The organism is Thalassobacillus sp. CUG 92003, assembly GCF_013618635.1.
In the GTDB taxonomy this organism is placed as follows: Bacteria; Bacillota; Bacilli; order Bacillales; family Halobacillaceae; genus CUG-92003.
On record NZ_JABLSJ010000002.1, the window covers coordinates 317,455 to 343,734 of the forward strand.

At 44.1% G+C, this 26,280-nt stretch carries 22 protein-coding genes and 1 riboswitch; of the genes, 13 read left to right on the forward strand and 9 right to left on the reverse strand.

What is annotated here, in order from left to right:
- Nucleotides 1-34: 34 nt before the first annotated feature.
- The 3 genes from HOP45_RS04210 to HOP45_RS04220 all read left to right on the forward strand — a co-directional run bounded on the left by HOP45_RS04210 (nt 35) and on the right by HOP45_RS04220 (nt 4,545).
- The gene (locus tag HOP45_RS04210) at nt 35-1,528 is read left to right on the forward strand and encodes an RQC-minor-2 family DNA-binding protein (protein ID WP_181347658.1); all 1,494 of its coding nucleotides are present in this window, start codon (nt 35-37) and stop codon (nt 1,526-1,528) included.
- 74 nt (nt 1,529-1,602) lie between these two features.
- A complete protein-coding gene (gene kynA, locus HOP45_RS04215) occupies nt 1,603-2,439 on the forward strand; it encodes a tryptophan 2,3-dioxygenase (RefSeq protein WP_181347659.1) in 837 nt (278 codons plus the stop codon).
- A 714-nt stretch (nt 2,440-3,153) separates the two neighbouring features.
- Nucleotides 3,154-4,545 carry a polysaccharide deacetylase family protein gene (locus tag HOP45_RS04220; RefSeq protein ID WP_181347660.1) on the forward strand — a complete coding sequence of 464 codons (1,392 nt, stop codon included), beginning with the start codon at nt 3,154-3,156 and terminating at the stop codon, nt 4,543-4,545.
- Nucleotides 4,546-4,605: 60 nt separating this feature from the next.
- Here the strand turns inward: HOP45_RS04220 and metX are convergent, their stop codons facing one another.
- Nucleotides 4,606-5,661, reverse strand: coding sequence for a homoserine O-acetyltransferase MetX (gene metX, locus HOP45_RS04225; protein ID WP_181347661.1), 1,056 nt, complete (start codon nt 5,659-5,661; stop codon nt 4,606-4,608).
- Between the two features lie 27 nt (nt 5,662-5,688).
- The gene (locus tag HOP45_RS04230; protein WP_181347662.1) at nt 5,689-7,392 is read right to left on the reverse strand and encodes an O-acetylhomoserine aminocarboxypropyltransferase/cysteine synthase family protein; all 1,704 of its coding nucleotides are present in this window, start codon (nt 7,390-7,392) and stop codon (nt 5,689-5,691) included.
- A 102-nt stretch (nt 7,393-7,494) separates the two neighbouring features.
- A riboswitch (SAM riboswitch) is annotated at nt 7,495-7,605 on the reverse strand.
- Nucleotides 7,606-7,765: 160 nt separating this feature from the next.
- On the opposite strand from HOP45_RS04230, the gene HOP45_RS04235 reads away from it, so the two are divergent.
- The 4 genes from HOP45_RS04235 (at nt 7,766) to HOP45_RS04250 (ending at nt 10,410) form a co-directional block, all read left to right on the forward strand.
- Nucleotides 7,766-7,963, forward strand: coding sequence for a DUF2188 domain-containing protein (locus HOP45_RS04235; protein WP_181347663.1), 198 nt, complete (start codon nt 7,766-7,768; stop codon nt 7,961-7,963).
- A gap of 139 nt (nt 7,964-8,102) precedes the next feature.
- A complete protein-coding gene (gene fosM, locus HOP45_RS04240; protein ID WP_181347664.1) occupies nt 8,103-8,525 on the forward strand; it encodes a FosM family fosfomycin resistance protein in 423 nt (140 codons plus the stop codon).
- A gap of 59 nt (nt 8,526-8,584) precedes the next feature.
- Nucleotides 8,585-9,025: an NUDIX hydrolase gene (locus HOP45_RS04245; RefSeq protein ID WP_181347665.1), complete on the forward strand. Its 441-nt coding sequence runs from the start codon at nt 8,585-8,587 to the stop codon at nt 9,023-9,025.
- A 164-nt stretch (nt 9,026-9,189) separates the two neighbouring features.
- Nucleotides 9,190-10,410, forward strand: coding sequence for an FAD-dependent oxidoreductase (locus HOP45_RS04250; RefSeq protein ID WP_181347666.1), 1,221 nt, complete (start codon nt 9,190-9,192; stop codon nt 10,408-10,410).
- Nucleotides 10,411-10,426: 16 nt separating this feature from the next.
- Here the strand turns inward: HOP45_RS04250 and HOP45_RS04255 are convergent, their stop codons facing one another.
- A complete protein-coding gene (locus HOP45_RS04255; RefSeq protein ID WP_181347667.1) occupies nt 10,427-10,807 on the reverse strand; it encodes a nuclear transport factor 2 family protein in 381 nt (126 codons plus the stop codon).
- 109 nt (nt 10,808-10,916) lie between these two features.
- On the opposite strand from HOP45_RS04255, the gene HOP45_RS04260 reads away from it, so the two are divergent.
- Entirely contained in the window at nt 10,917-11,375 is a 459-nt protein-coding gene (locus HOP45_RS04260) for a hypothetical protein (RefSeq protein ID WP_181347668.1), read from the forward strand.
- 64 nt (nt 11,376-11,439) lie between these two features.
- On the opposite strand, the gene HOP45_RS04265 is transcribed toward HOP45_RS04260, so the two are convergent.
- From HOP45_RS04265 to HOP45_RS04280, 4 genes are all read right to left on the reverse strand, one after another.
- Nucleotides 11,440-11,892, reverse strand: coding sequence for a hypothetical protein (locus HOP45_RS04265; protein WP_181347669.1), 453 nt, complete (start codon nt 11,890-11,892; stop codon nt 11,440-11,442).
- Nucleotides 11,893-12,152: 260 nt separating this feature from the next.
- The gene (locus HOP45_RS04270) at nt 12,153-12,530 is read right to left on the reverse strand and encodes a PH domain-containing protein (protein ID WP_181347670.1); all 378 of its coding nucleotides are present in this window, start codon (nt 12,528-12,530) and stop codon (nt 12,153-12,155) included.
- Nucleotides 12,531-12,567: 37 nt separating this feature from the next.
- Nucleotides 12,568-13,500 carry a sensor domain-containing diguanylate cyclase gene (locus HOP45_RS04275; protein ID WP_181347671.1) on the reverse strand — a complete coding sequence of 311 codons (933 nt, stop codon included), beginning with the start codon at nt 13,498-13,500 and terminating at the stop codon, nt 12,568-12,570.
- 280 nt (nt 13,501-13,780) lie between these two features.
- Nucleotides 13,781-14,638, reverse strand: coding sequence for a TetR/AcrR family transcriptional regulator (locus tag HOP45_RS04280; RefSeq protein ID WP_181347672.1), 858 nt, complete (start codon nt 14,636-14,638; stop codon nt 13,781-13,783).
- Between the two features lie 105 nt (nt 14,639-14,743).
- Between HOP45_RS04280 and HOP45_RS04285 the strand changes: the two genes are divergently transcribed.
- Both HOP45_RS04285 and HOP45_RS04290 read left to right on the forward strand, forming a co-directional pair.
- On the forward strand, nt 14,744-17,929 hold the full coding sequence (locus HOP45_RS04285) for an efflux RND transporter permease subunit (protein WP_181347673.1): 3,186 nt from the start codon (nt 14,744-14,746) through the stop codon (nt 17,927-17,929).
- Nucleotides 17,930-18,118: 189 nt separating this feature from the next.
- On the forward strand, nt 18,119-19,093 hold the full coding sequence (locus HOP45_RS04290; protein ID WP_181347674.1) for an NAD(P)/FAD-dependent oxidoreductase: 975 nt from the start codon (nt 18,119-18,121) through the stop codon (nt 19,091-19,093).
- Between the two features lie 68 nt (nt 19,094-19,161).
- Here the strand turns inward: HOP45_RS04290 and rarD are convergent, their stop codons facing one another.
- Complete coding sequence (gene rarD, locus HOP45_RS04295; protein WP_181347675.1) at nt 19,162-20,067, reverse strand: EamA family transporter RarD; 906 nt, start codon at nt 20,065-20,067, stop codon at nt 19,162-19,164.
- Between the two features lie 160 nt (nt 20,068-20,227).
- Nucleotides 20,228-21,754, reverse strand: a complete 1,527-nt coding sequence (locus HOP45_RS04300; protein WP_181347676.1) for an FAD-dependent oxidoreductase — start codon at nt 21,752-21,754, stop codon at nt 20,228-20,230.
- A 260-nt stretch (nt 21,755-22,014) separates the two neighbouring features.
- Here HOP45_RS04300 and megL point away from each other — a divergent pair, with 260 nt between their 5' ends.
- The 3 genes from megL (at nt 22,015) to cls (ending at nt 26,263) form a co-directional block, all read left to right on the forward strand.
- A complete protein-coding gene (gene megL / locus HOP45_RS04305; protein WP_181347677.1) occupies nt 22,015-23,235 on the forward strand; it encodes a methionine gamma-lyase in 1,221 nt (406 codons plus the stop codon).
- A gap of 892 nt (nt 23,236-24,127) precedes the next feature.
- Nucleotides 24,128-24,670: a transcription repressor NadR gene (locus tag HOP45_RS04310; RefSeq protein ID WP_181347678.1), complete on the forward strand. Its 543-nt coding sequence runs from the start codon at nt 24,128-24,130 to the stop codon at nt 24,668-24,670.
- Between the two features lie 150 nt (nt 24,671-24,820).
- Complete coding sequence (gene cls, locus HOP45_RS04315) at nt 24,821-26,263, forward strand: cardiolipin synthase (RefSeq protein ID WP_181347679.1); 1,443 nt, start codon at nt 24,821-24,823, stop codon at nt 26,261-26,263.
- Nucleotides 26,264-26,280 lie beyond the last annotated feature (17 nt).

Below are 26,280 nucleotides of genomic sequence, written 5' to 3' on the forward strand. Positions count from 1 at the left end.
AATTATAAATCCATGTCATGAAGGGGAAATCATTATGGAACTACCTGACAAACTTGTTCATTATGACCAGCGTTACCCCTATTTAATTCTGATCCCCATTGGAAGAGAACACAAAAAAGTACGTTCGATTGGACATAAATATGAACGAAGTGTGCTGTCGAGACTCAATGATTTAATTTCTGAACGGGCTTTACTGTCTGCACTGCCAGATGACGTGATGCTTCCTGTGCCTATAGGAAAAGACGAAACCATCTACCCTCACTTAATCCGGCCTGATCGAATGCTTTGGCGTGATATATCGGTTGAGGATGGCTTGATTCTTGATGAAGAAGATGTGTATGAAGAAGACTTCACAAAGCTGTCAGCTGCCGCCTTAGCCGTGCACGTTAATCACGTGTTGCAAGATTATCAATTCAACACCATGGTTGCAGGCTATTCGAGAGAATATTGGCTCAACCAAATTGCTGAGGCCTTTCACCTTCACCCTTTAATTAAATTGACTCGCAAGAAAAAAGCGGTGATTCAGTCGTTAGAACGCATGAACCAGTCCTCTCTGTTGGCTGTATTGAAGTACCCGGAGGATGTCGCAAGATGGCGTGATCGCTTGGAATATATGATGCGTCCATTCCGAACAGTTCCCGCAAGCTGGCTGAATAAGCAGCAGAATTTATGTAACCATGAAAAACATCTGACGTTCGACTCCTCTCGTCGTGCCATTGCATGTCACTGTGAGAATTGCCATTATACAGTCGAATATACAGTCGATCAGCACATGATTTCCCTTCAAGAAGAGTTCAATGTGATGAAAGCCGAGACACGACTAGGGAAACTTGAAGATGAATTTACTCACATCATTAACCATAATCACGACATAACATCAAAGCTGCAGCAATTAGCAGAGCTGAAATCCTGGTTATTGACCGATCATCATCAATTGGAAGAAAATCTCCACGTAGCGAATTGGATCATGTATTACCAACCAGAATCTGATGTGATGAATCAGTACCCTGCGCTCATGGTATACCGTGAGTTGAAAAACATGACCCTGCCTCACAATCAGCACAACAATGCGTTACAATGGTTATCGACGTTTGAAATTGACAATATGGCTGTATTAACACAGCTCCCAAATTGGTTGGCACGTCTTCCTGTTGATTTGGCAGCTGAAAATCGGGCTGACAGAGAAGAGCTTGTTCAGCTGTTGGAACTTGTGAAATACCAACGCGATGATGTCGTGATCAAAGTGAAAGACTTCCCGCTAACATTTGAAAAGGCCCAAATGGTCATCAACCTTGTGGAGACCTATGGCGATCACTACCCGACGCATATGTTGGTGCACATGTTATCAGGTAAAGCGACGCATAAAATCCGCTCCTTGCAGCTTCATGAAGCGCAGACATTCGGACTTCTTTCTGATTGGCCGGAAAAATATATTCCCCAATTGCTAAATATGATGGAAGATCACGGATGGTTATCTAAACAAAGGAAAGGGTATACGGTCACCTCGTTGGCGCTCGACATGTTATAGGGGCCAGCCGCTTTATGGCTGGTACTCCTAAGGTGGTTCGGGGCATATAATTGATCACAGAAAGGGAGAGTTTTATGAGTTATCAAGATTCAAAAGAAAATGAGCACGTTCATACGGATTTTAAAGAAAAAATGACTTACGGGGAATATTTAGAGCTTGATCAGTTATTATCCTCCCAGAAACGGCTTTCCGATCATCATGACGAAATGCTGTTCATCATCATTCATCAAGTGAGTGAGTTGTGGATGAAATTAATCCTACATGAATTGCAAGCCGCTATTAGTGCTATTCGGTCGGGTGAAGTGCAATCCGCCTTCAAGATGTTGGCGCGCGTTACAACGATCCAGAACCAAATCATCCATGCGTGGGATGTACTTTCGACGCTGACTCCCGCTGAATACATAGAATTTCGCGATCATCTTGGCCAAGCCTCAGGATTTCAATCCTATCAATATCGCATGGTCGAATTTGCGCTTGGCTATAAAACCGCTCATGTTCTGTCCATTTATAAGAAGGACCCTGAGCTCCATCAAAAGCTGACTGAAGCGTACCAAGCGCCCAGCCTTTATGATGCTGCCATTGAAAAACTTTATGAAGCCGGTTTTGATATCAATCCTGATTTAATTAATCGTGATTACACCGAAATTTATCAAGCTGATCCGACTGTGGAGGCCGCATGGCGTGAAGTTTATTTGAATGTGGAAAAGCATTGGGAGTTATACCAGCTGGCGGAAAAATTGGTGGATATCGAGGATTCACTGCAGCAGTGGCGGTTCCGGCATATGAAAACCGTGGAGCGCATCATTGGTCATAAGATGGGCACCGGAGGCTCCTCAGGTGTCGGCTACTTGAAAAAAGTGCTCGATCATCGGTTCTTCCCAGAACTGTGGGATTTAAGGACAAATTTATAGTTTTAGGTAAGTATCGTCTCTAAACATGGTGATGATGAATATTTGAAAAACTTGGCAACTATTTTTAGCGTACATGAGAGCTCTTCACTTCACTGAAGGAGCCATTCCTTAATCGAAATATAAGTTGGGCCCTTTTTGCCGGTAAAGTCAATAATCGCGACAGAGCATAGAACACCTCATACGTGATAATCATGCTAGAGAAGACGCTTTCTCTACATAGGTGTTCGTTTATATCCATGTCGAATGGGGTGGCTTTGAAACGACGAGACTCCCTTATGAAAGCGGAGGCGTCTTGATCAGCAGCGTATGGACTGGACTGAGCTGGAGGAGATAAAGGAAACACGAAGAACGACGTGATTCGATGTTGACTTATCGTACAGAAGCGAGGGAAGTCTCACTAGCCGCTAGACGCCGGAGCTGGATAGTTCAAATACGGCAGAGCTTCTATCCAGAAGGCAAATTCCCAGTTAATTAGCGGGAAAAGGAGCTCGGCGAGACCCCACAGGGAGCGAAGCGACCGAGGAGGCTTGCCGGTTCCCCGCAGGAAAGCGAGTTGTTTCAAAGCCACCCCAATTCTTTTTAGGGTAACGAACCCCTCCTAATGAAAATTAACAGATGTAAAAAAAATTAACTGAAAATAACGAATATATTAATCTTCTGTTACAGTTGTGTTACAATGTGTGGTGAAATGAAAAGTTATGGAGAGGGAACTGCATGAAACAATCACTTGTATATATAACTGTAACGATGCTGATGATACTAGGTTCGTGTTCGTACCTGGACAAGAATAATCAAAAAGAAGTAACAGCGACAGGACACGATAAAGCAGCGCCGTTTGAAATCAATATAGAATCAAAGATAGAGGAATACCCGGACTATCATTTGGCGGTACACTATCCTGAAACCTCGAATGACCAGATTAATCAACGGGTTAAAGACTACGTTAATCAGCAGATATCTGAATTCAAAAAAGAAAGCTACAATTTGAAGCAGGAGGCTCAGACTGACCGTAATTATGAATTGAATATTGATTTTAGTGTTGTTTATTTAAATGACCAGTTTTTCGTTGTTCAATTTGATAATGAAAAGAAATACGGTCAGGATAAAACGGAATCATCCAAAAAAGTCATGAACTTTGACCGTGACAAAGGAAAACAGCTGGTTATTGAGGACTTCTTCAGGGATGGAAATACGAAGGCAGGCTTACAGGCGTTATCAAAAGCCGTTCAAAAAAGAATGACGGAAGAAGATGCACTAGCTGAAGCTGAATATAGTTGGGTCAGCCAGGGCACCAAACCGACTTCAGCTAATTTTGATAACATTGCGCTTAAAGAAAATGAGATTGTTGTCCATTTTAATCCTTCTCAAATCGCGTCAGCAGCGGCTGGACCTGTTACCATTGCGGTGCCTAAGTCGGAACTGGAAGCTGAATTAGCTGACAGATTTATCGGTATAGGGGATTCGGAAAGCCCAACCACCGGAGATGAGTCCGAAGAGTCCGAAGTGGATAATGAGATTACAACAGACTCAGTTGAAAATAACTCAGGTGACAAGCAGGTGGCCCTCGCCTTTGAAGACGGACCTGATCCTACTGTCACCCGAGATATCCTCTCTGTGCTCGACCAGTACAAGGCAAAGGGGACTTTCTTCATGTTGGGAAAGCGTGTTTCATTCTACCCTGAACTTACAAAGCAAGTTGCATCTGAAGGTCATGAAATAGGGAATCATAGCTGGAGTCATAAGCAACTGGATCACTTGCCAGAAGAAGAGATCAAGAAGGAAGTAAAGAGGACGAACGAACTGATCAAGAAACTGACGGATAAAACGCCTTCATTTGTGCGTCCTCCGTATGAAACATTGAATGAAAAGCTGAAAAATGCCATTGATCAGAGTATTGTAGGGGACGCTATAAAAGTAAATGACCCTCAAAATTCTGCTCACATGGCTCGATCGATTCTTGATGACACAGAGAATGGCCGCGTCATTATGTTACCCGCTTTGTCGTCCATAACGCCGGAAGCACTCGATATTATTTTAAGGGAGCTATCGGTTCGTGGCTACACGTTTGTTACGGTGAGTGAATTAAAGCAAAAAAACCATAAGTAGAAAATGAAGCGTACGACAGGGAATTGTCGTACGCTTCATTAGTTTGGAAGAACGGTTCAGCTATTGATTCAACTTTTGCTCGACCCACCAGTTCCATCGTTCAAATTCCACAAGAAAGCCATCGTGGCCGAAATCTGTCTCGACATGGAAATGGTCACCTTCAGGTACGAGTTGAGCGAAGTTTTCCATTTGTTCTTTGGGATAAAGGAGGTCATGCTGAAAGCTTAAGGTGTAGACAGGGGCTTTGAAAAGCTGGGATGCTTTTTCGATGCCTCCGCGTCCTTCCCCAATATCATGGTGGTTCATTGCCTCCAACAAGTAAAGGTAGCTGTTGGCATCAAAGCGCTCTTTGATTTTTTCGCCCTGGTGATCCAAATACGTCTGGATTTGGTAATGCCTTTCATTTGTCAGCGTGCGTCCAAAACGCTGGTCGAAAAGGGGGGCACTTCGATACGTGACCATACCGGCCATCCGTGCTATTTCAAATCCGCTTAAATCCTGGTTTGAGTTATAGCGCCCGTCATTCCAGGCGGGGTCGGTTTTAATTGCCTTTGCACCGATGTGGTTAAAGGCAATCCCATAATCACTCAAGGAGGGCGTAGCTGCTATAACAAAGAGCTGCTCCATAAAAGTGGGATACAATAAACCCCATTCCAGTGTCTGCATGCCCCCGAGAGAAGCGCCAATTACGGCTTTCGCTTCGTTAATACCAAGGATTTTCAACGCTTCGTATTGAGCCCTTACCATATCTCTAACGGTCACGACAGGAAAATCCGTCTGATAATAGTGTTGACTGACAGGGTGGCGGCTGGCCGGACCAGTTGAGCCGTGACAACCACCGATCACATTGAATGTGATTGTTTGGAACTGCTGCGTATCAAAAACGTTTCCATCACCAATCAGACCATGCCACCAGCCCGGCGCTTCGTCAGACCCCTTCGCGAATTGGTTGCCTGTTAAAGCGTGACAAATCACAATTGCAGGCGCATCTGCTGGACCTACCCGCTCATAAGCCAAACTGACTTCAGGAAGGATAATCCCGGAATCAAGTCGGAAGGAGCCAATATTCACGTGCTCTGTAGTGTGCTGCTTCGTTACCGGGCTTTTTAATGACATTATCTGTGCGCTCCTTTCTGAAATTCTTTAAAGTGATAATTCAGATTCAATCAGTGATTCCCCTTGTCTTAATGCAATGACACTGTCGTAGATCGGAAAGCCTGTAATGACTCGATCATCTTCGTTGGTTAAGGATGATTTACTCCATACTAAGGTTGGCTGCAATGCTTTTGCCTCGTTAAGCTGAACGGGCTCAGGCTCTTCAAAATAGATGATATCGATGATGCCGTCCTCAGGTACCTCGAGGTGCTGGGGCTCATCGAAGGTTTTAACTTCAAATCCGAGACGAGATAACTTTCGGAGTTCTTGGGACGTATTGTCTGAAAGGCTCTCGCCAATTGCGTAAATACGACGTTTTCGCAATCCTCCGTCTGTACGGTCAAGCGAGGAAGATAAGACATCTTCAATCAACGTGCGTTCTGACGCATATGGTTTGGAGGCGCCTGTAGCCTGTTCAATGCCATAGTTTAAATCCTCAATGATGTCCTCAACAGATTCGAGGCCGACGGACAATCGAATCAATTCCTCACTAACGCCCGATTTTCTTAAATCTTCACCACTTAGCTGCTGATGAGTTGTGGAAGCGGGGTGAATGATCAGTGATTTAGCATCCCCCACGTTAGCAACATGCGACCATAGCGACGTGTTGTCAATCACTTGACGTCCAGCTTCGCGATCCCCATTAATACCGAACACGATGATGGAGCCGAACCCGTATTGAAAGTACTTTTTGGCTAACTCATGAGAGGGGTGGTCATCCAACCCCGGGTAGTTCACCCATGCAACACCTTCATGGTTCTTTAGGTATTCAGCTACGGCCAATGCATTATCAGCGTGTTCAACAATCCGCAAGTGCAGGGTTTCGAGGCCTTGAAGTAAAAGAAAAGCGTTATGTGGGCTCAGACAAGCCCCAATGTCACGCAGTAACTGAACGCGCAGCTTAATGGCAAAGGCTGCAGGGCCTGCATCGTAAGCGTAGCGGAGGCCATGGTAACTATGGTCAGGCTCAGTGAAACGCGGGAATTTTGGGTTATCCCAGTTGAAACGTCCACTATCAACAACGACTCCCGCAATGGCTGTACCGTGTCCGCCAATCCATTTTGTAGCTGAATGAATGACAATATCAGCCCCCCAGGCAAGCGGTTTACAAATATAAGGCGTGGCGAACGTATTATCGATAATGAGAGGAATTTCATGCTCATGTGCAATATCGGCGACGGCTTCAAAATCTAAAACGTTCAGACTAGGATTGCCAGTCGTTTCAGCAAAAATCGCTTTTGTTTTATCAGTTATCGCCAGGGCAAAATTATCTGGTTCCGTACTATCTACGAATTTAACGTTAATACCATATCGCGGTAAAGTGTTAACGAATAAATTGTAAGTACCTCCGTAAAGATTGGTCGATGTTACGATTTCATCGCCTGCTTCTGCAATATTCAATATCGAAAGCGTGATGGCTGACATACCTGAAGACGTAGCTACAGCAGCGGCACCATCCTCTAGTAAAGCCATGCGCTGTTCGAAGGCATCGACCGTCGGGTTCCCAATTCGTGTGTAAATATTACCGGGTTCAGCTAAAGCGAAAAGGTTCTGGGCATGATCAGTATCTTCAAATACGTAGGACGTCGTTTGATAGATGGGGACGGCGCGAGACCCTGTTGCAGGGTCAGGCTCTTGTCCTCCGTGAAGTAAAAGTGTTTCCGGGCGGTAAAGATGGAATGGTAATGTCAATTTAAACTCCTCCTTTAAGATTGTCTGAATGAGCAAGGAAACATTTCAAGAAAATATAAAAAGCCCTCTTCGGTAAGAAGAGGGCGTTAACGTCTAGTCCTCCTCTTATCTTTCAGATCTGTACGATCTGTAGGAATTAGCACCTTTTCAAGCCGTTGCTTGAAGGTTGCCGGGCATCACAGGGCCTAGTCCCTCTGCCACTCTCGATAAGAGATATTAAAATGTTTTAGTATTATATGCTTGTTGAAGATTATAAATGACCAACAATTGTCTGTCAACTGAATTGTCAGAATTCAGCGGCCTGGCCCCTCGATGTTTGAATACCCTCAGCGGTGGGAATGGTGTTGCAAAAGACGAAAAGGAGTGTTTTTGGATGAAGGAATATACAGTTGCTCCCAATAAAGATGTAACAGGCTGGTTAGTAAAAATTGAAGATATAGCCCCTACTGATCTGTATGATGAAAAAGATACAGCACTAGAAAAAGCTGAACAGCTGGCTCAAGAAAATAAACCGAGCCGCCTGACCATTCTTGATGAGCACCATCAAGTTGAACAAGAAAAACGATATTAAAATCATGAACCCTGCACCGCTTACAGTAGTGCAGGGTTTTCGTATATAGAAGCTTCCTTTTAGGTACTACTCCTCTAATCAGATGTTAGAATTTAATTTGAGGGTCAAAATGTTTGGCCATATCGGGAGGTGACACACGTTGAAAATCAGAGGGATTAATCACTTTCTTTTTTCGGTATCCAATTTAGAACGGTCTATTGCGTTTTATCAACATGTTTTTGAAGCTGAATTATTAGTTAAAGGGGAAACGACTGCTTACTTCGATTTATGTGGCATGTGGCTCGCTTTGAATGAAGAAAGAGATATTCCGAGAGAAGAACAGCATCAGTCCTACACCCATATCGCCTTTACGATTGATGAAACAGAAGTAGACGAAACATATCAAAAGCTGCAGAATTTAAACGTCAACATTCTCACAGGCCGGCCTAGAGACGAACGCGATAAGAAATCTATTTATTTTACCGATCCGGATGGCCGCAAATTCGAATTTCATACGGGTACGTTACAGGATCGTATCAATTACTATAAAGAAGCTAAACCTCATATGGAATTCTTTAAGTGAGTCGGGGTTGTGACTGTTTCGTAAAAAATCCACCATACTGGTTGGAAGGGGGGGTGAGGGTGCCGACTGCTAATGTATTAGGGTTAGTTTTAAAAAATAATCACATTTTATTAGAAAAGTTTAATGGTGCTCATTCTCTTGGAGAAGGAGTTTATTATCGTCCTATTGGAGGTAAGATTGAGCACGGTGAATCATCACAGGCAACATTAATAAGAGAATTTAAAGAAGAAGTGGACATTGAAATTATAATAGACACTTACATAAGTTGTGTTGAGAATATCTTTAATATAGGAAATGAAATAGGACATGAAATTACACAAGTCTATGTAGTAAAGTTCAAGGATGAAAATTTATATGACAAGCCATGGTTTGAAGTTATAGAAGGAGAAAGAGTATCTATAGCCGAATGGATTCCATTAAAGGAACTAGAAAAAGTATATATGTACCCAATTAAATTAAAAGAGATTATTTTTCATAATCCATTTTTGGCAGAAGGTTAGTTATTCATAGAAGACTGTTAATTGTAGGTAATGCTCGGTTATGAGCTAGTTTGTGGTCTTGGCTGTAATTGAACCCCAATAGAGCGTTTGCAATGGAAAAGATGATTAAAAAACGATAAAGTAGTACAAGATCAAGACACTGCAGAATTAAAAGGTGATTATACATGACAGAGCAAAACCATTATGATGCGATTATCATCGGAGCGAGGGCAGCAGGTGCAAGCCTCGCTATTCTACTCGGACAACGCGGCAAGAACGTTCTGTTGGTTGATAAGGCAGCTTTCCCAAGTGATACGTTATCAACACACCATCTTTCCCACATTCATTACTTGGACAAACTGGGTGTGCTCGATGAAGTAGAGGCGTTGGGTTTAAGGAAGATCACGCGCATGCGAACGCATATAGCGGATAGTTTAATAGAAGGACCGCGTTCACATTATACATTGATCCCGAGACGAAAGGACTTGGATCAGATATTAATAGCCAAGGCGCTGACCTATAATAGTGTCACACTGATGGAAAACACGCCTATTAAAGGCTTAATTAAAGAGGGCGATCATGTTATCGGCGTGGAGGGGGTCTATGCCGACAAGCAAATGGAGGCTTATGGCGAACTGGTCGTTGGTGCTGACGGAAAACGTTCGCGAACTGCCGAATGGGCAGGAGCAGAAACGTACCGGAATGAAGGGGCAGAAAGGCCGGTTTTTTATGGGTACTACCGAAACGTCAAAGCCTTAGAAGAGCCCACGACTGAAATATTTCTTCAGGGAGGGCGGATCGGTTTTTTATTTCCAATGGAGCCCGGGATGGATTGTTTAGGTTTAGAGATTCACCCCGACGAATACCAGGCGTTTGCACAAAATCCCCGCTCTCAATTTGAAACAGCCTATCGCCAGCTGTATCGTATGGAAACACGGTTGCAAGATGCCCGGTTGGAAGGCAAGGTGTTCGGCACGGCAGGGGTGCCGAATTTCTTTCGAACAGCTTACGGAAAAGGGTGGGCGTTAATCGGAGATGCCGGCCATTGCAAGGATCCAAGTACCGGTCTTGGTATAAACGATGCGTTCCTGCAATCGTTTTTATTAGCTGAGGCATGGGATCGGCATGATGAGGGTGCAGCATGGGAGTCGGTTATGGAAGATTTTCAAAACAAACGTGATCAACAGATGCTCCCAGCTTTTGAATTGACGCTCGACTATGTCCAATCGTTACGTGCCTGGTCCCAAGATGAAGCAGCATTATTTAACGCAATGGCGGCCAATCCCATCGTATGGAATCGATTAGTTTCCCACTTGCCTGATCTGCTTCAAGCAAAATCAACGGACCTCCCTCAGTTAATGGGTTCTGTAATTGAAGAGGCTAAAGCGTTTGGATACCGCCCTTAAGTGCCGAGCGTGTTTTTTAGGTGTCTTCCTCAGGCTTGAAAGCATCTGTACGTGTCCCCTGGTGGAAAGTCATCCGCCATGTATCGCCTTCTCGCTTCCATATGGAACTACGTAAAGAGTAGGTGTCTGATCCGTGATTATAGACACGAAATGTGTTTAAGACAATATCAGTTGCTAAGGGGTCGGCGTGGAAGTGAGAGATTGTTCGCTCAGCCGGCTCTTCTGTGGGAAGTCGCTCAAGAATATCATGCTTTGTGTAGGTGAGACCGGAAATTCCGAATTCGATAAAATCGTCACTCAGCATACGATTAAGTGCGTCTCTTGATAGACGTACATCCGCTTGCAATAACTCGTTTTCCAATGTATATAACTGTTCTGACAACGTTGGGCGAGGCATCGTATCGCTTCCTTTCACGAACCGGATAGTAGTAAATTTGAAAGTTTTGTTAATGCAATAGTATCATAATAAATAAGTTAAGTGATATTAATCGGAGGAGGGATAGGGTATGAATTGGACGCATGACCAGGCTTACGCTAAGCTCCAGGAGATTTACACGGATAAGGTGATGCAGGATGAAAAACGCCGGGTGTTTCAGGACGTATACCGCCATTTATTTGAACATCTCGATGACCTCGAAGTGAAAAAAGGACTTAAGGAAGAAGCGGAGAGGCAATTGAAGTTCTTTAAGGAATACACATTCATGCCAGGGGACAATTTGTTCCAGTCCATGAGATACGTTTTTCTAGTTGCAAGAGGCGAAAAAGAAAAGGACCGTCAAGAAACCTATCAACATGTTCAGAGAATCTATCGCGCGTTATTTCAGCCGGCAGGATTGAAAAACCCGGTGATCCCCGATTCATTCTGGAGCACCCCCATAGGTGTAGCCTGTACCGTGGCTGAAAAAGGTGTTGAGGCTGTCTATCCTGTGCTTGATGAAGTTAAAGAAGCTGAAGACATGGCGTGAGTAAGAGGCGCGAGGAACGACTCGCTTTCCGTGGAAGCGCAGTGTTCCGTTTCTTGCTCCCCTCTTATCCGTCAGGTTCCCTTTTCAACGCATTAAGGAGGACTTGAGTTAAGTGTGGCGTCATTTTTCTTAATCGTTCGATGTCATAAACACCTAAATAGTACTGGATAATCAGGCCGTCTACGAAAGCGACGAGCAGAGAGGCGCCATGCTCTGAATGCAGGACTGGGTAATCTCTGTCCTGATCCAGTTGCTCCAATCTTATTTGAAGATGGTCAACCATTTCATTGAATGCTGCACTAAAGACCCCTTGATAAATATCGCCACTCTTGTAACGCCCCAAAACACGCTTGATGTTTTCTATATTCTGATCATTATAGGTCCAGGACTTATACAAAAACTGTTCAATAAACTCTTCTACGTTTGTGCTATTATCGTCCCTGATGGCATTCACATAATCATCTTCCAACTGCTTTAACAATCTATCCATTTCCTGATGGGAAATTCGATGCTCCATGATCACGTCCTCCTTTACCATTATTCCTTGTTCCCTAAATCTCGCGTTATTAGACTTAAACAAGATACTGAGCCGCCTCTTTGCTTTTTGAAGAAGCTGAAGGGTTGTGCCCGTGGAAAGCGGTGTGGTTTGACGGAGCGGTCTTTGATCGTCTTGCTTGATACACAAAAACGCCGAACGGATTTCTACCAGTTCGACGTTTTTTGTATTTCATTCAGTTTTGTCCCAGCCTTGCCTCTGATCTTTTCAGAAGCATAACGTTATTGGGTGACGTAGTCTGAGATCGTTTTTTGGATATCGTAGATACTATCATCTTTTTTGAACTGTTTCGCAATAGGTTCAGACTTTCCGGAAATCCAGATATTTAACTCAGCATCCAAATCAAACGTTCCCGCCGTCTCCACGCTGAAATGGGTAATGGAACGATAAGGCACAGAATGATATTCGACTTTTTTCCCGGTCATCCCTTGTTTATCAACGAGTATCAATCGTTTATCTGTAAAAATCATCATGTCACGGAGTATTTTATAAGCTTTCGTTACGCGTTCGTTATCCGAAATGATGTCTTCTAACTGGTCTTCAACGTCCTTAAGATCGACTTCAGATGCGTTGCCCATTATTCCATCTAAAAATCCCATCGAATCCCTGCCTTTCTTAAGCGTTATGATCATTCTATCATATGCGGCTAGTCGTCACTATTGTTTCGTGATGCTGCTTCTTTTGTTGATACATCCGTTGATCGGCGAATTTAATTGCATGGCGTAGGTCGATTTCATTATAGACGAATGAATAGCCGATTGATACAGATAAGCGATGGTTCTCTACAACAATCGAGGCAAGAGGCTTTTGGATACCGGCAATGACCTCATCCATCTCTCCATCAAAAAATGTGCCGGGGATGAAAATGACGAATTCGTCCCCTCCATACCGGTAAATTTGAGCGGATTCACCCAAGTACTCGTGGGTAATACGGGTGAAAGAACGCAATATGTAGTCTCCCTGATCATGGCCGTACTCATCATTAAACACTTTCATGTTATCAAAATCACAGAGCAACACCGTCATCGGGAAAGAAAGGTGATGGGGGCTCTGGAGTATCTGCTCCAGATAATTTCGGTTGTAAACCCCTGTTAAATCATCGTGGTGGCTTAACCATTGTAATCGGTGCTCCAATTCTTTTTTTTCGGTTATGTTGCGCGCGATGGCATTATATCCTTTTAGCTTTCCTCTCCAGTTGTGATAAGGGAGCAAATGTTGTTCCAGCCACAATGACTGGCCTGATGAAGTCTTGAATTCGACTTCCATTGTGGTCAGGCTTGTGATGTTTCCTAGGTAAATCGACTCAATGCGTGATTTGTGGTGGTCTACTGCTGTATTAAGAGGGATGAAAGGGTCAATGGTATACCCTGATGCGCTGTTTTCGAGAATACGTTTAGTTGAATCACTGATGTATTTAAACTTTGGTGTAGGGTGAATCTGGAGGGTGTAGGTTAAATCGGGTGAATGAAGTTTATGAAAACGGTAAAATTTAAAGCCGGGATAGAAGGCAATGGCTGCTCCAAAGCTTACTAACATGAATATGAACATGATTAAGATTAAACTATCCATTATTTGAAATCGCCACCTAAGGATTGGTTATGAGAGTATTTCACCATAAATATCCGGACGATTAGATAGATAACTGCAAAAAATCAGAAAAATGATCGACAAATTAAACGCCGTAATTTTATTTTTCCTTCCATAAAACACGTTGTACTTCAGACTCTGCATCGAGGTAGTAGGGAGGGAGCTTCTCGGTTTCGAGGAGAACGATATTTACGACTTTCCTTCTCTTCGAAACCGAGTCTTCCGGTATCCTGTCGGTCAGCTGCACGTATCATTGTACACATTAAAAATCATAATAAGTACGCAGTTTTCCAGCTATACCTTTGTATTGCTCGTAGGCCTCTAAGTTGGTTACCATGCCTTTAATCAATGCTTTACGTGGGTTTTGCTGATGCAGTTCATCGAGAAGGACTTCTGCGGTCTCTTTGATTTCCTCCAACCCAGGCTCAAGCTCCTGATCTGAAATAGCTTGCAGGGATGACGTAATGTCCTCTAACTGTAGATGAAGTAAATCTGATGGAATAATACTTTTCATAAGAGTTTCATCAATGACTACATGGTCATCATATTGCAGGAAACCTTCAACTAAATAGTCAGTCCTTCGCAATAAGGCTTCACAGACGTTATCCAAATCCAAGTCAATTTGTTCAAAGATCATAAGTTCCATATAAGATTGGAACATGGTCTGGAGCAGGATGCTGAGTTCCCATACATAGTCTTCAATGGCATCACCATAAATGCTGAGTAAATGTTGTTTATAAAAAAGATAAGAACTGTAACGCTTCCGTTTAATGAATGTTTCGATACTCGTATTGAAAGGGATGGCCTGTTCGCGAATTTGCATGATGATAAATGCCCGGTGATGGGTGATTTCTTCATACGTTACATACAGTTGCCGATACAGTTTGGTACGAGGGTCGAGATCCTTCATTTCAATATCATCAATACGCGCTTGAAGGATATCGAAATAGTATTCGAAAATGGCCATTAATAACGCATCTTTTGATTTGAAATGGAGGTAGAATGCCCCCTTTGAAATATCACATTCATTGGCGATCTCTTGAACTGAGGTGGAACTGAATCCTTTATTAGCAAATAACTTAATGGACTGTTCAATGATATGCTTGGTTTTATGATTCATTTGAACGTCTCCTTTTTTATTTTCTTTCTTGACTTATGACCGAGTGGTCAGTTATATTATAAATTGCAATGACCGACCAGTCAAACTTAAAGGGGGAATACAGTTTTGAACAAAATAATCAATTTTTCTATGAATAACAAATTTGCAGTTTGGTTTATGACCATCATTATTACTGTAGCAGGTTTGTATGCTGGTTTAAATATGAAACTAGAAACGATTCCTGATATCGAGCCGCCGATTATTACGGTCTCAACGACTTATCCAGGAGCTACACCGCAAGAAGTGGCCAGTGAAGTATCGGAACCGATTGAACAGCAGGTCAGTAATCTGAGCGGGGTGAAAACGGTCAGCTCATCTTCTTTTCAAAATGCATCATCATTTCAGATTGAATACAATTTTGATAAAGATCTCGATGAAGCTGAAGATGAGTTGAACGAGACGATAAGCAATGTAGATTTTCCTGATAGTGTGGAGGATCCTTCTGTCTCAAGGCTGAATTTCAATGCCTTACCTGTTGTCAGTGTCAGCGTATTGAATGGAGATCAATCACTTTCTGAATTGACGGATACGGTAGAAGACGAGATTTTACCGCAAATTGAAGGGATTGAAGGAGTAGCCGATGTTCAAGTATCCGGGCAGCAGGTTGAACAGGCGACGATCGATTATGATGAGGATCGCTTAGCTGAGCTCGGAATGGATAAGGAAACGGTAACCAATTTGCTCAAAGGGTCGGATGTTTCTTACCCGTTAGGTTTACTCACCTTCGATGACACTCAAAAGTCCGTGGTTGTAAATGGTGACATCTCGAGTATAGAAGAGTTGAAAAGCTTACAAATTCCAGCAGTTCCTTCTCAAGGTAGTCAAGGTCAAGCGGGGAGTCAAGGACCGTCAGCCGGAGGAGATATACCATCGGAGCAACCTGGAGATGGAGCACCTTCTAGTAATGCAGGCAGTCAGGGGCAATCAGGAGCAAGTGGAAATGCCCAGGCTGAACTAGCGGACATCCCGACTGTGGAACTGGGAGAAATAGCAGATATATCAATGGAAGGTAAGGTTGAATCGATTTCAAAAACGAATGGTGAAGATTCAATCAGCCTCCAGATTGTTAAATCACAAGAAGCAAATACCGTTGATGTCGTAAATAAAGTTAAAGAAGAGACGTCATCGTTTGAGGAAGAGTTAGATAATGTCAGCTTTGTGTATTCGTTTGATCAGGGGGAACCGATTGAAGAATCCGTGAGCACGATGTTGAACAAAGCGCTCTTCGGCGGCATTTTCGCCATAGCTGTGATCTTGCTGTTCTTGCGTAATGTAAGAACAACATTGATTTCTGTGATTTCCATACCACTATCCCTATTGATTGCTGTCCTGGTACTGAATCAAATGGACATCACGTTGAATATTATGACACTCGGTGCTATGACGGTCGCGATTGGCCGGGTGGTTGATGATTCCATTGTGGTGGTCGAAAACATATACCGGCGCAAATCAATGACGGAAGAACAATTGGAAGGAAAAGAGCTCGTCCGTTCGGCAACGAGAGAAATGTTTATGCCGATTCTTTCCTCAACGCTTGTAACCATTGCAGTCTTCCTGCCTCTAGGCTTAGTGGAAGGAACAGTGGGGCAGATTTTCCTACCGTTTGCCCTAACAGTAGTGTTTGCGTTGCTTGCTTCATTGCTGGTGGCAATCACAATTGTGCCGATGATGTCGCATTCGTTATTGAAAAACAAACGGGCCACCAAGTCCGGTCATGAAGAGGCTGGCAAATTGGCTCGGGGTTACCGTCGTTTTCTCAACAAGGTGCTGAATCATAAAATCATCACATCTGTCGTTGCCATTGCTGTGCTGGTCGGGAGCATCGCGATGATTCCGTTGGTCGGGGTCAGCTTCCTTCCGTCTCAAGGTGAGAAAATGGTTATGGCCACCTATAGCCCGGCACCAGGTCAAACGCGCGAGGACGTCGAAGAAGTAGCCACATCAGCAGAAGGGTATTTTGAAGGACGTAATCAAGTGCAAAACATCCAATACTCTGTCGGGGGCGAAAACCCTATGAGTCCGGGTGCGTCGAATGAAGCCATGTTTTATGTTGAGTACGACAGCGATACAGAGAGTTTCTCTGACGAGACCCAAACGGTGATTGATGCGTTAAATGAACAAACGTCTGAAGGGGAATGGGCTTCACAGGATTTCTCTGCAAGCGGCGGAAGTAGTAATCTCGAACTTCTCATTTATGGGGAAGATACAGAAGAGATCAAGCCGTATGTAGAGGATGTAGAACAATTATTGAATGAACAGGAAGATTTGAGCAATATCGACTCAAGTCTATCTGAATCCTATGATGAATATACGTTAACCGCAGATCATGAACGCTTAAGCGAGCTAGGTTTGACTGCTAGTCAGCTCGGTATGGAGCTGAGCCAGAACAGGCGAAACGCTGTTGTTACGACGATAGAAGAAGATGGGGAATCCATTGATGTCTACGTAAATGAAGAGGAACAGGCGTATCAAAACATTGATGACCTGACGAATCAGGAGATTGAAACGCCAGGTGGTCAAACCGTCCCTGTTAATGAACTCGTGGAAGTAGAAGAAGGAACCACGGAAGATACGATTACTAGACGAAACGAACGGGTGTATGCGAGTGTCAGCGCTCAAATTACGTCCGATGATATCGGCACCGTTTCATCCGATGTTCAGGAAGCGATTGACGAGATGGATACGGAGTCAAACGTTGATATTGCAATGGGAGGCGTGACCCAGGATATTAATGAATCGTTCACCCAACTAGGGTTGGCGATGCTGGCTGCCGTTGCGATCGTTTACTTGATTCTCGTCATCTTCTTTGGCGGAGCGTTAGCCCCTCTTGCCATTCTATTTTCATTACCGTTTACCATCATCGGTGCAGTGTTGGGATTATTAATCAGTGGGGAAACGCTGAGCATATCAGCTATGATCGGAGCGTTAATGCTGATCGGTATTGTGGTCACCAATGCTATTGTTTTAATTGACCGAGTCATCACGCGCGAGAAAGAAGGGTTTACAACGAGAGAGGCCTTGCTTGATGCAGGGATGACCCGTTTAAGACCAATTCTCATGACAGCATTAGCCACAATCGGTGCATTGCTGCCGTTAGCTCTTGGATTTGAAGGCGGATCTATCATTAGTAAAGGATTAGGTGTCACGGTTATCGGTGGTCTGGCAAGTTCCACATTGCTGACTTTAATCATCGTACCGCTCGTCTATGAACTTTTGAATAAGTTTCGCAGAAAAAAAACGTTAGAAGACTAGAACCAAGGGCATCCTTCTGAATTCAGAAGGGTGCTCTTTATTGTTGGGATCTTCCTAGCTGACGTCTATCAAAAAGTCCTTAACTGTTTTTGTGCCTATAATCACTGACTATTACCATATCTTTGTTGTTTTTAAAAAGAGTGTTCTGGGTAAACAATACTACGACTAGACTTGAGAGGGAGAGCAGACATGAATACGACTTATGACGTTTTGATTGTGGGAGCCGGAATGGCCGGAATTATGGCAGGACAGGAATTAAGACGTAACGAATGTGATAATGTCATGTTGTTGGATAAAGGCAGCCATGTAGGAGGCAGGCTCGCTACAAAGGAGATAGCTTCTGGAAAAGCCGATCATGGTGCGCAGTTCTTCACAGTACGTTCGCAACCGTTACAGGAACAGGTGGAAAAATGGCTGCACAACAGTTGGGTGAAACACTGGTTCGGGGAAGACTATCCGAGATACACGGGTGTCTCTGGAATGAATCAGTTGGCCTACCATTTAGCTGAAAATTTACCATTATCGTTAAATACTGAAATAAATCATTTAGAGAAACGAGACGATGAATATATTCTAAAGGACGTTGAAGGAAAGGTATATCACACGAAACATCTTATTTTTACACTTCCGGTTCCACAGACGCTCGACTTATTGGATGCAAGCGCCCTCGGTATCTCGAAGGATGCTTATCGTTCACTGGAACAATTGACATTTGCTCCGACATACGTCGGGTTGTTTGAATTTAGTCAGGATACCAGCTTACCCGAGGATGGTCACTTGGATAAAGGTCTACCGGATGGAGTACAACGGATTGTCGATCATAAAAAGAAAGGCATGTCATCTGTCCCCATTATTAGCGTTTATATGACAGCTGATTGGTCTGATGAACATGAGGGGAGGGACAATCTTCTAGCTGAGATTGAGACGTCAGTGAAGAGCTATTTTAATTGGGATGACCTGCAATCCCGGTACTTGAAGCTATGGCGTTATGCTCAAGCCGAACGGGTTTATAAACATCCTTATATGGGACTTGATGAAGAAGCGACGCTTTTGATTGCGGGAGACACTTTCCTTTATCCGGATGATCAATCCGGTCGCACCCGATTTGAGAGTGCTTTTCTATCCGGTGTAGCGGCTGGGCAGAAGATATTGGAGAAATATTAACGGCTCCTGATTTAAACGTATATTAGCGAAACAAAAGCTTGCAGCGGATCGCTGCAAGCTTTTAACGCTTAGCTGGCTTTAGCTTCGTAAGAGCGCATTCGTTTTACTCTGGTGACTGTGTATACGGTTAAACCTGCCCAAATAAGACTGAATGAAATCATATGTGTGACAGTGAAGGGTTCGTGGTACAAGATGACCCCAATCAGTAACATAAGCGTAGGGGCAATGTATTGGAGGAAACCTACCATTGAAAGTGGGATCCGTTTCGCCCCACCTGCAAATAACAAGAGAGGCACTGCGGTTACAATCCCAGCTCCAAAGAGTAAAAGGGCTGTGCTGGACCAAACGTCAATTTGCCCCCAATTACCATTTTGCTGTGTCATTAGATAAAGCAGGGCCACCGGAGAGACAATCAAGGTTTCAATCGTCAAACCAAACATAGGGCCTAGCTGTACGACTTTCTTCAATAAGCCGTAAAACCCGAAACTGAAAGCGAGTAATAGGGCAACCCACGGAACCGCACCGAAATTGACGGTCATAAATGAGACCCCAGCCGCAGCTAAAGCAAAGGCTAACCACTGTGCTCTTGAAAATGTTTCTTTGAGAAAAATCATGCCTAGTAAAATACTTACTAATGGATTGATATAATAACCGAGACTGGCTTCGACGACGTGGTCACTGTTGACCGCCCAAATGAATGTCACCCAGTTGATGCTAATGGTAATGGAGGCGAGGGTGATGCCAGCCAAATCCCGTTTTGCTTTCCAAATCCGTTTGCATTCCCTCAGAAAGGGCCGCCACTTTCTCATGAGAAAGACGATCATGGTCATGAATAAAAAAGACCAGACGATCCGGTGAGCAAGAATCTCGTAGGCCGACACGTCTTTTATCAGCTTCCAATATAGTGGAAGAACGCCCCACAATATATAAGCGGCCGCCGTATAAATGATTCCGTGTTTTTGGTCTTCATGCATAGTAACCACGCCTTTCCTTCGTGACATAATACCTCACTACTATATAGGATTCGTTTGGAAGGGGGCAACCATTTGAATTGGTGTGTGTTTACTTTTTGGTACACAAAAGTGCCGAACTGATTTCAATGAAATCGTTCGGCACTTTTGCGAATCATTCGTTTTATTCATCATGATCCAATTTAGTTAAAGGCTGTTTAGCAGGCCCTTCCATAACTTCCCCGTCGTAAGAAAAGCGTGAACCATGACAAGGGCAGTCCCACGTTCGTTCTGCACTATTCCAATCTACTTCGCAGCCCATGTGAGTACAGGTCGTATCGAGCACATGAAGGTTTCCGTCTTCATCTCTAAAAGCGCCTGCGCGTTCGCCTCTAATTTGAACGATATCCCCCTGGCCTTTTTTCAAAGCTTTCGGACGTGTCCCGACCAACTCCATTTTTCCTTCTAATAAATGCGCCCCCACATTGAAGTTTTGGGAAATGAATTGTTTAATGCTTGGGTTTGCTTTGAAGCGAGATGGGGTGTACAACGACACGTAAGGATTATCTTTCCCCATGATGCTATCCGTGATAAGACGTGCTGCCACAGTACTGGTTGTCATTCCCCATTTACGGAAGCCGGTAGCGACGTAAATATCCGGTTTATTCCGGGTGATTTTCCCGATGTAAGGCACTTTATCTAACGTCGTTAAATCCTGCGCCGACCATTGAAACAGTTTTTCTTTAACGCCAAAGGTTTGGGCGGCAAACTCCTCTAACGCATTGTAGTGGAAAGCGGTGTCGATCCCTTCGCCCGTTCTGTGACTTTCACCACCAATGAGTAATAGCGATTTGCCTTGGTATTGGACAGGACGAACGGAACGTTTTGGTTCATCTATGGATAGATACATGCCCGTTGTGTCATGGTTCTCTGGCTCAATGGCGATGACGTACGAGCGTTCAGCATACATCCGACTGAAATAGAAGCCGTTGCCGTCATAAAAAGGGAAATGGGAACACGAGACAGCATGGTCACATGTTATGGTGAAGCCTTCGCGTGTCATGACTTTTTGTGATTGGTCGTTTGTAACCCCTGTCGCTACAGTGTGTTCGAAGATTTCACCGCCACGTTTGATGATTTCTTCTACCATAAACTGAAGATACTTCAAAGGGTGAAAGTGAGCTTGGTGAGGCATGAATAACCCGCCTAAAGCATCTGAATCAAACGGTATCGTGTTAATATAATCACCCGGTATGCCAAGTTGAGCATAAGCGCGATGCTCAAGCTCTAATTTTCTCTGGCCCTGCTGCGTTGTCGCGTAAATAAAGGCGTCGTCTCTTTCCCAGTTGCAATCGATATGATGTTTTTCGACTAGACCAGCCATAAAGTCTATGGCTTGCTGGTTAGCCTGATAATATAACCGGGCTGTTTCCTTGCCAAAATGCTGAATCAATTCATGGTAAATAAAGCCATGCTGAGCTGTCACTTTAGCTGTCGTATGACCCGTTGTACCGTTTAAGATGTGATCGGCCTCAATCAGCGCTACTTTCTTTCCTTCAAGGCTGAGCAAATAAGCAGTCGTAATCCCAGTTATACCCCCGCCTACAATAGCAATGTCTGTTTCAATATTTTCTTGTAAAGGTTTGAAACGCGGGAAGCTTTCATTTTCCCGCCATAATGGTTCTGGATTCATCCAGCGTTCCTCCGTCATGTTTATCCTCCTTTTGCATTCATCTCCCTTCAGTTTGTCCTTTAGTTGACGGAATCATGTATGAAAACCAAAAAGAACCAGCAAGATGGAAATTGGCATCAGCTCGTCAAGATTAGACGAAAAATCTCATGTGCAAACGCTTTCAAAATGTTTTATTTTGCCATATGATAGAAGAGAGAAGATATGCACCCCGGCTGATACTGACGAATTAGGGAAAGCTGGTGCATCAAGACTAAGTGATAGAAGAGGAGAGGAAATTAATGACCCGTAACGAGGAACGTTTTGAAACGAAAGTCATTCATGAAGGATACGATTCTAAAGATCATCTAGGCAGTCTGGCCACCCCGTTGTTCCAGACTTCTACGTTTACATTCGATTCAGCAGAACAAGGGGAAAGGCGATTCGCAGGGGAAGAAGAGGGTTATGTCTATTCAAGATTGGGCAACCCGACTGTACGTGTCCTTGAAGAGCGTATTGCAGCGCTTGAAGGAGGCGAAATGGGTCTTGCTTTCGGTTCAGGAATGGCAGCCGTATCAGCAGTGCTGACAGCATTGACCAAGGCGAATGACCATATTCTCTGTTCCCAAGGACTTTACGGCTGTACATTTGGGCTGCTGACCATGATGAAAGAAAAATACGGCATAACGCATGACTTCAGTTTGATGGCTTCGGAAGAAGAGGTTCACTCGCGTATTCAACCGAATACAGCGGTTATTTATATAGAAACACCCATTAATCCGACTATGAAACTGATTGATTTAGACATGGTCGTCCGAGTGGCGAAAACATACAATATCCCTGTGGTGGTCGATAACACATTTTCCTCCCCTTACCTTCAACGTCCGATTGAATTGGGGTGTGATATCGTGCTTCACAGTGCCACGAAGTATATTGGCGGTCACGGAGATTTAGTAGCGGGCCTGGTTGTGGGCAAACAAGCTTTCATGAAAGAAGTAGCGATGACCACACAAAAAGACATAGGCGGCATCATCGCTCCCTTTGATGCGTGGCTGTTGTTGCGCGGGCTTAAAACACTTCCCGTACGAATGGATCGCCACTGCGATAATGCCGAGAAAATTGCTCAGGCGTTAGCGGAACATCCGTCTATTAAAGCTGTGTATTACCCGGGGGATCCGGACCATCCGGATGCTAAAGTAAGGGCAAAACAAATGAAGGCGGGCGGTGGCGTGATTGCATTCGATATACATGGATCAAAAAAAGAAGCACAGAAATTATTGAATAGCCTAGAATTTATTAAAATTGCTGTCAGTCTAGGTGATACGGAAAGCTTGATTCAACACCCTGCCACTATGACGCATGCGGTTGTTCCAGAACATGCCCGCCGACAGATGGGCATCAACGACGAACTGATTCGTCTCTCAGTGGGTCTTGAAGCATGGGAGGATATCTGGTCGGATTTATCACAAGCCCTTGATCATGTCTTACCTCAATACGCCGACCACACATCGCATTCCATTTAAAGTTTCCAGCGTGGGACTCCTCTTATCCATATAAAGTGTTGTATTAAATGGTCAGCAGCAAGATTGTGGAAGACTTGAATTTTAGGTGATGAAGGTTCGTTACTATAAGAGGAATTGGGATGGCTTTGAAACAACTCGCTTTCCTGCGGGGAACCGGCAAGCCTCCTCGGTCGCTTCGCTCCCTGTGGGGTCTCGCCGAGCTCCTTTTCCCGCTAATTAACTGGGAATTTGCCTTCTGGATAGAAGCTCTGCCGTATTTGAACTATCCAGCTCCGGCGTCTAGCGGCTAGTGAGACTTCCCTCGCTTCTGTACGATAAGTCAACATCGAATCACGTTGTTCTTCGTGTTTCCTTTATCTCCTACAGCTCAGTCCAGTCCTAACGCCGCTGATCAAGACGCCTTCGCTTTCAGAGGGGAGTCTCGCCGTTTCAAAGCCATCCCATTCAACAAGCAAATGAACGAACCTCCGGCATAGGAGCATGCTTTCTAACTACGCTATAGAATAACCGCTACCCAATACGATTCTTAGGGAGAGCCATCAAATGCTCAGCTCATTTCATGTTTCCGTTCTACCACAAATGGAAGAAGGTCCGGGAAATTGCGAGACTCCTGTGGGATGAAAATGTTCGGTGAGATCCCGCAAGGCGAAGCCTGAGGAAGCTCACCACATGCCCACGGAAAGGGAGTAATTTCCCGGACCTTCATATGGCAAATTTCGTAACGGAAACCAGGTTTATTTCAGGTACCGAGTCTTAAACAAACGGGGGGATTTTATCAAACTTTGATAATTGGCAGTGTTATGCTTTTAAGAGCATAAGGCGTCTGTTCATCATATTTTTTAATCTTATGTTAGAATAACAGGGATGGATTTGGAACAAAGGAGTAATGGATATGACGCAACCATCCAAAAAACGAAATGCAGAAGAGCGTCGAGACCAGATTCTCACCCTTTTAACAGAAAGCACTTCTCCGATTACTGGAAGTGATTTGGCTGAGAAAATGGGCGTCACGCGTCAGGTTATAGTCGGGGATATTTCCCTGTTAAAAGCAAAGAACGAACCAATAGTAGCCACAAGTCAAGGTTACTTATATATGACAGATACGAAACGTTCCCCCGCATATAAGCAAAAAGTTGCCGTAAAGCATACCCCTGGGCAAACGGAAGTTGAATTGAATACCATCGTGGATTTCGGAGTCAGCGTTGAGGATGTGGTGGTGGAGCACCCCGTTTATGGGGATTTGACAGCTTCTCTCATGATATCAAATCGCCGCGATGTAAAAAAATTCATCGAAAAAGTTCAGGCTACAAATGCTTCATTTTTATTAGAATTGACTGACGGCATCCATACGCATACGCTGTCTGCGGATAGCGAGACCGCCCTGCAGGAAGCAGTGGACGCTCTGGAGAAAGAAGGGCTTATGTATCATGCCTGAATCTATTTGAACAAGTAAGCCATTTGTCGATCAACGGCAGGTGGCTTTGTTTTTTTTATAACGAGGCGCCTGTTCAGGTATGTTTGCTGTTTGTCAAAGTATGCTATAGTAGGTACACAAAGTTCGCCAAATGGAGAAAGGTGAAGACGGATGGATGTTTTGACATTTTTCTTAGGGTTCGTACTGGTGTTGAACGTATTACTTGCATTCGCCATCATCTTTTTAGAACGCCGTGATGCAAGCGCAACATGGGCATGGTTGATGGTATTGCTGTTCGTACCAGTAGCTGGATTTATATTATATCTTGTATTTGGACGTCGACTCAGCAATAAAGAAATTTTTACATGGGATAAGAAGAGCAGGCTGGGTCTGCTGACCGCTGTGCAGGATCAGCTTCGTTCTATAGAAGAGAATACGCTGGAACTGGCTCACCCTGCTTTAGAGAAATATGAGGATTTATTTTATCTGCATTTGAAAAACAATGACGCTATCCTGACTCAAAGCAACGAAGTCGAGGTCTTCACGGATGGCGAGAAGAAGTTCCATTCCCTTATGGAAGATATTGATAATGCTACCGAGCACATACATATCCTTTATTACATCATTCGTGACGATCAGCTTGGGCAGCGGCTTGGCGACGCTTTGGTGAAAAAAGCGCGTGAAGGCGTGAAGGTCCGTGTTTTGTACGATGATATGGGATCGCGTTCCCTCAGCCGCAAATACGTTCGCCGAATCCAGAATGCCGGGGGCGAGGTTGAATCGTTTTTTCCTCCGCTCATTCCTAAGTTGAATATGAAAATCAATTACCGTAATCATAGGAAATTATCGATTATAGATGGGAAAATCGGCTACATCGGTGGTTTTAATATAGGAGATGAGTACCTCGGTTTCAACAAAAGGTTCGGATACTGGCGAGATACGCACCTTCGTGTAGAAGGGGAAGCAGTACATAATATGCAGACCCGTTTCATTCTCGACTGGAATCATGCTTCGCGCCGGGATATCGAATATAATGAAGGGTACTATCAAGCGGAGAAGAAGGGCGACGTGGGGATGCAAATCGTTTCAAGCGGCCCTGATTCTGAGTGGGAACAAATAAAGAATGGGTATATCAAGATGATTTTATCGGCCAAGGAATACGTTTATATTCAAACGCCTTACTTCATACCTGATGACAGCCTGTTGGATGCCCTCCGCATAGCTGTCCTTTCCGGTGTTGACGTGCGCGTCATGATACCAAATAAGCCTGATCACCCCTTCGTTTATTGGGCAACGTATTCTAACATCGGGGATTTGTTGAAATCGGGCGCCACCATTTATGTGTATCAAAAAGGTTTCCTGCATGCCAAATCAATCGTTGTCGATGGGGCGATTGCATCAGTCGGAACGGCCAACATCGATGTACGTAGTTTCAGGCTGAATTTTGAAGTCAATGCTTTCATTTATCATCCCGGTGTCGCAAAGTTGCTTTCAGATCGTTTTGAAGCAGATATCATTGATTCTACCGAATTGACCTATAAACTATATCAAAGCCGCTCAACTTGGGTGCGCTTCAAAGAAGCATTATCCCGGTTGCTCTCTCCTATTTTATAGGCCCTATGGTGCTCAAA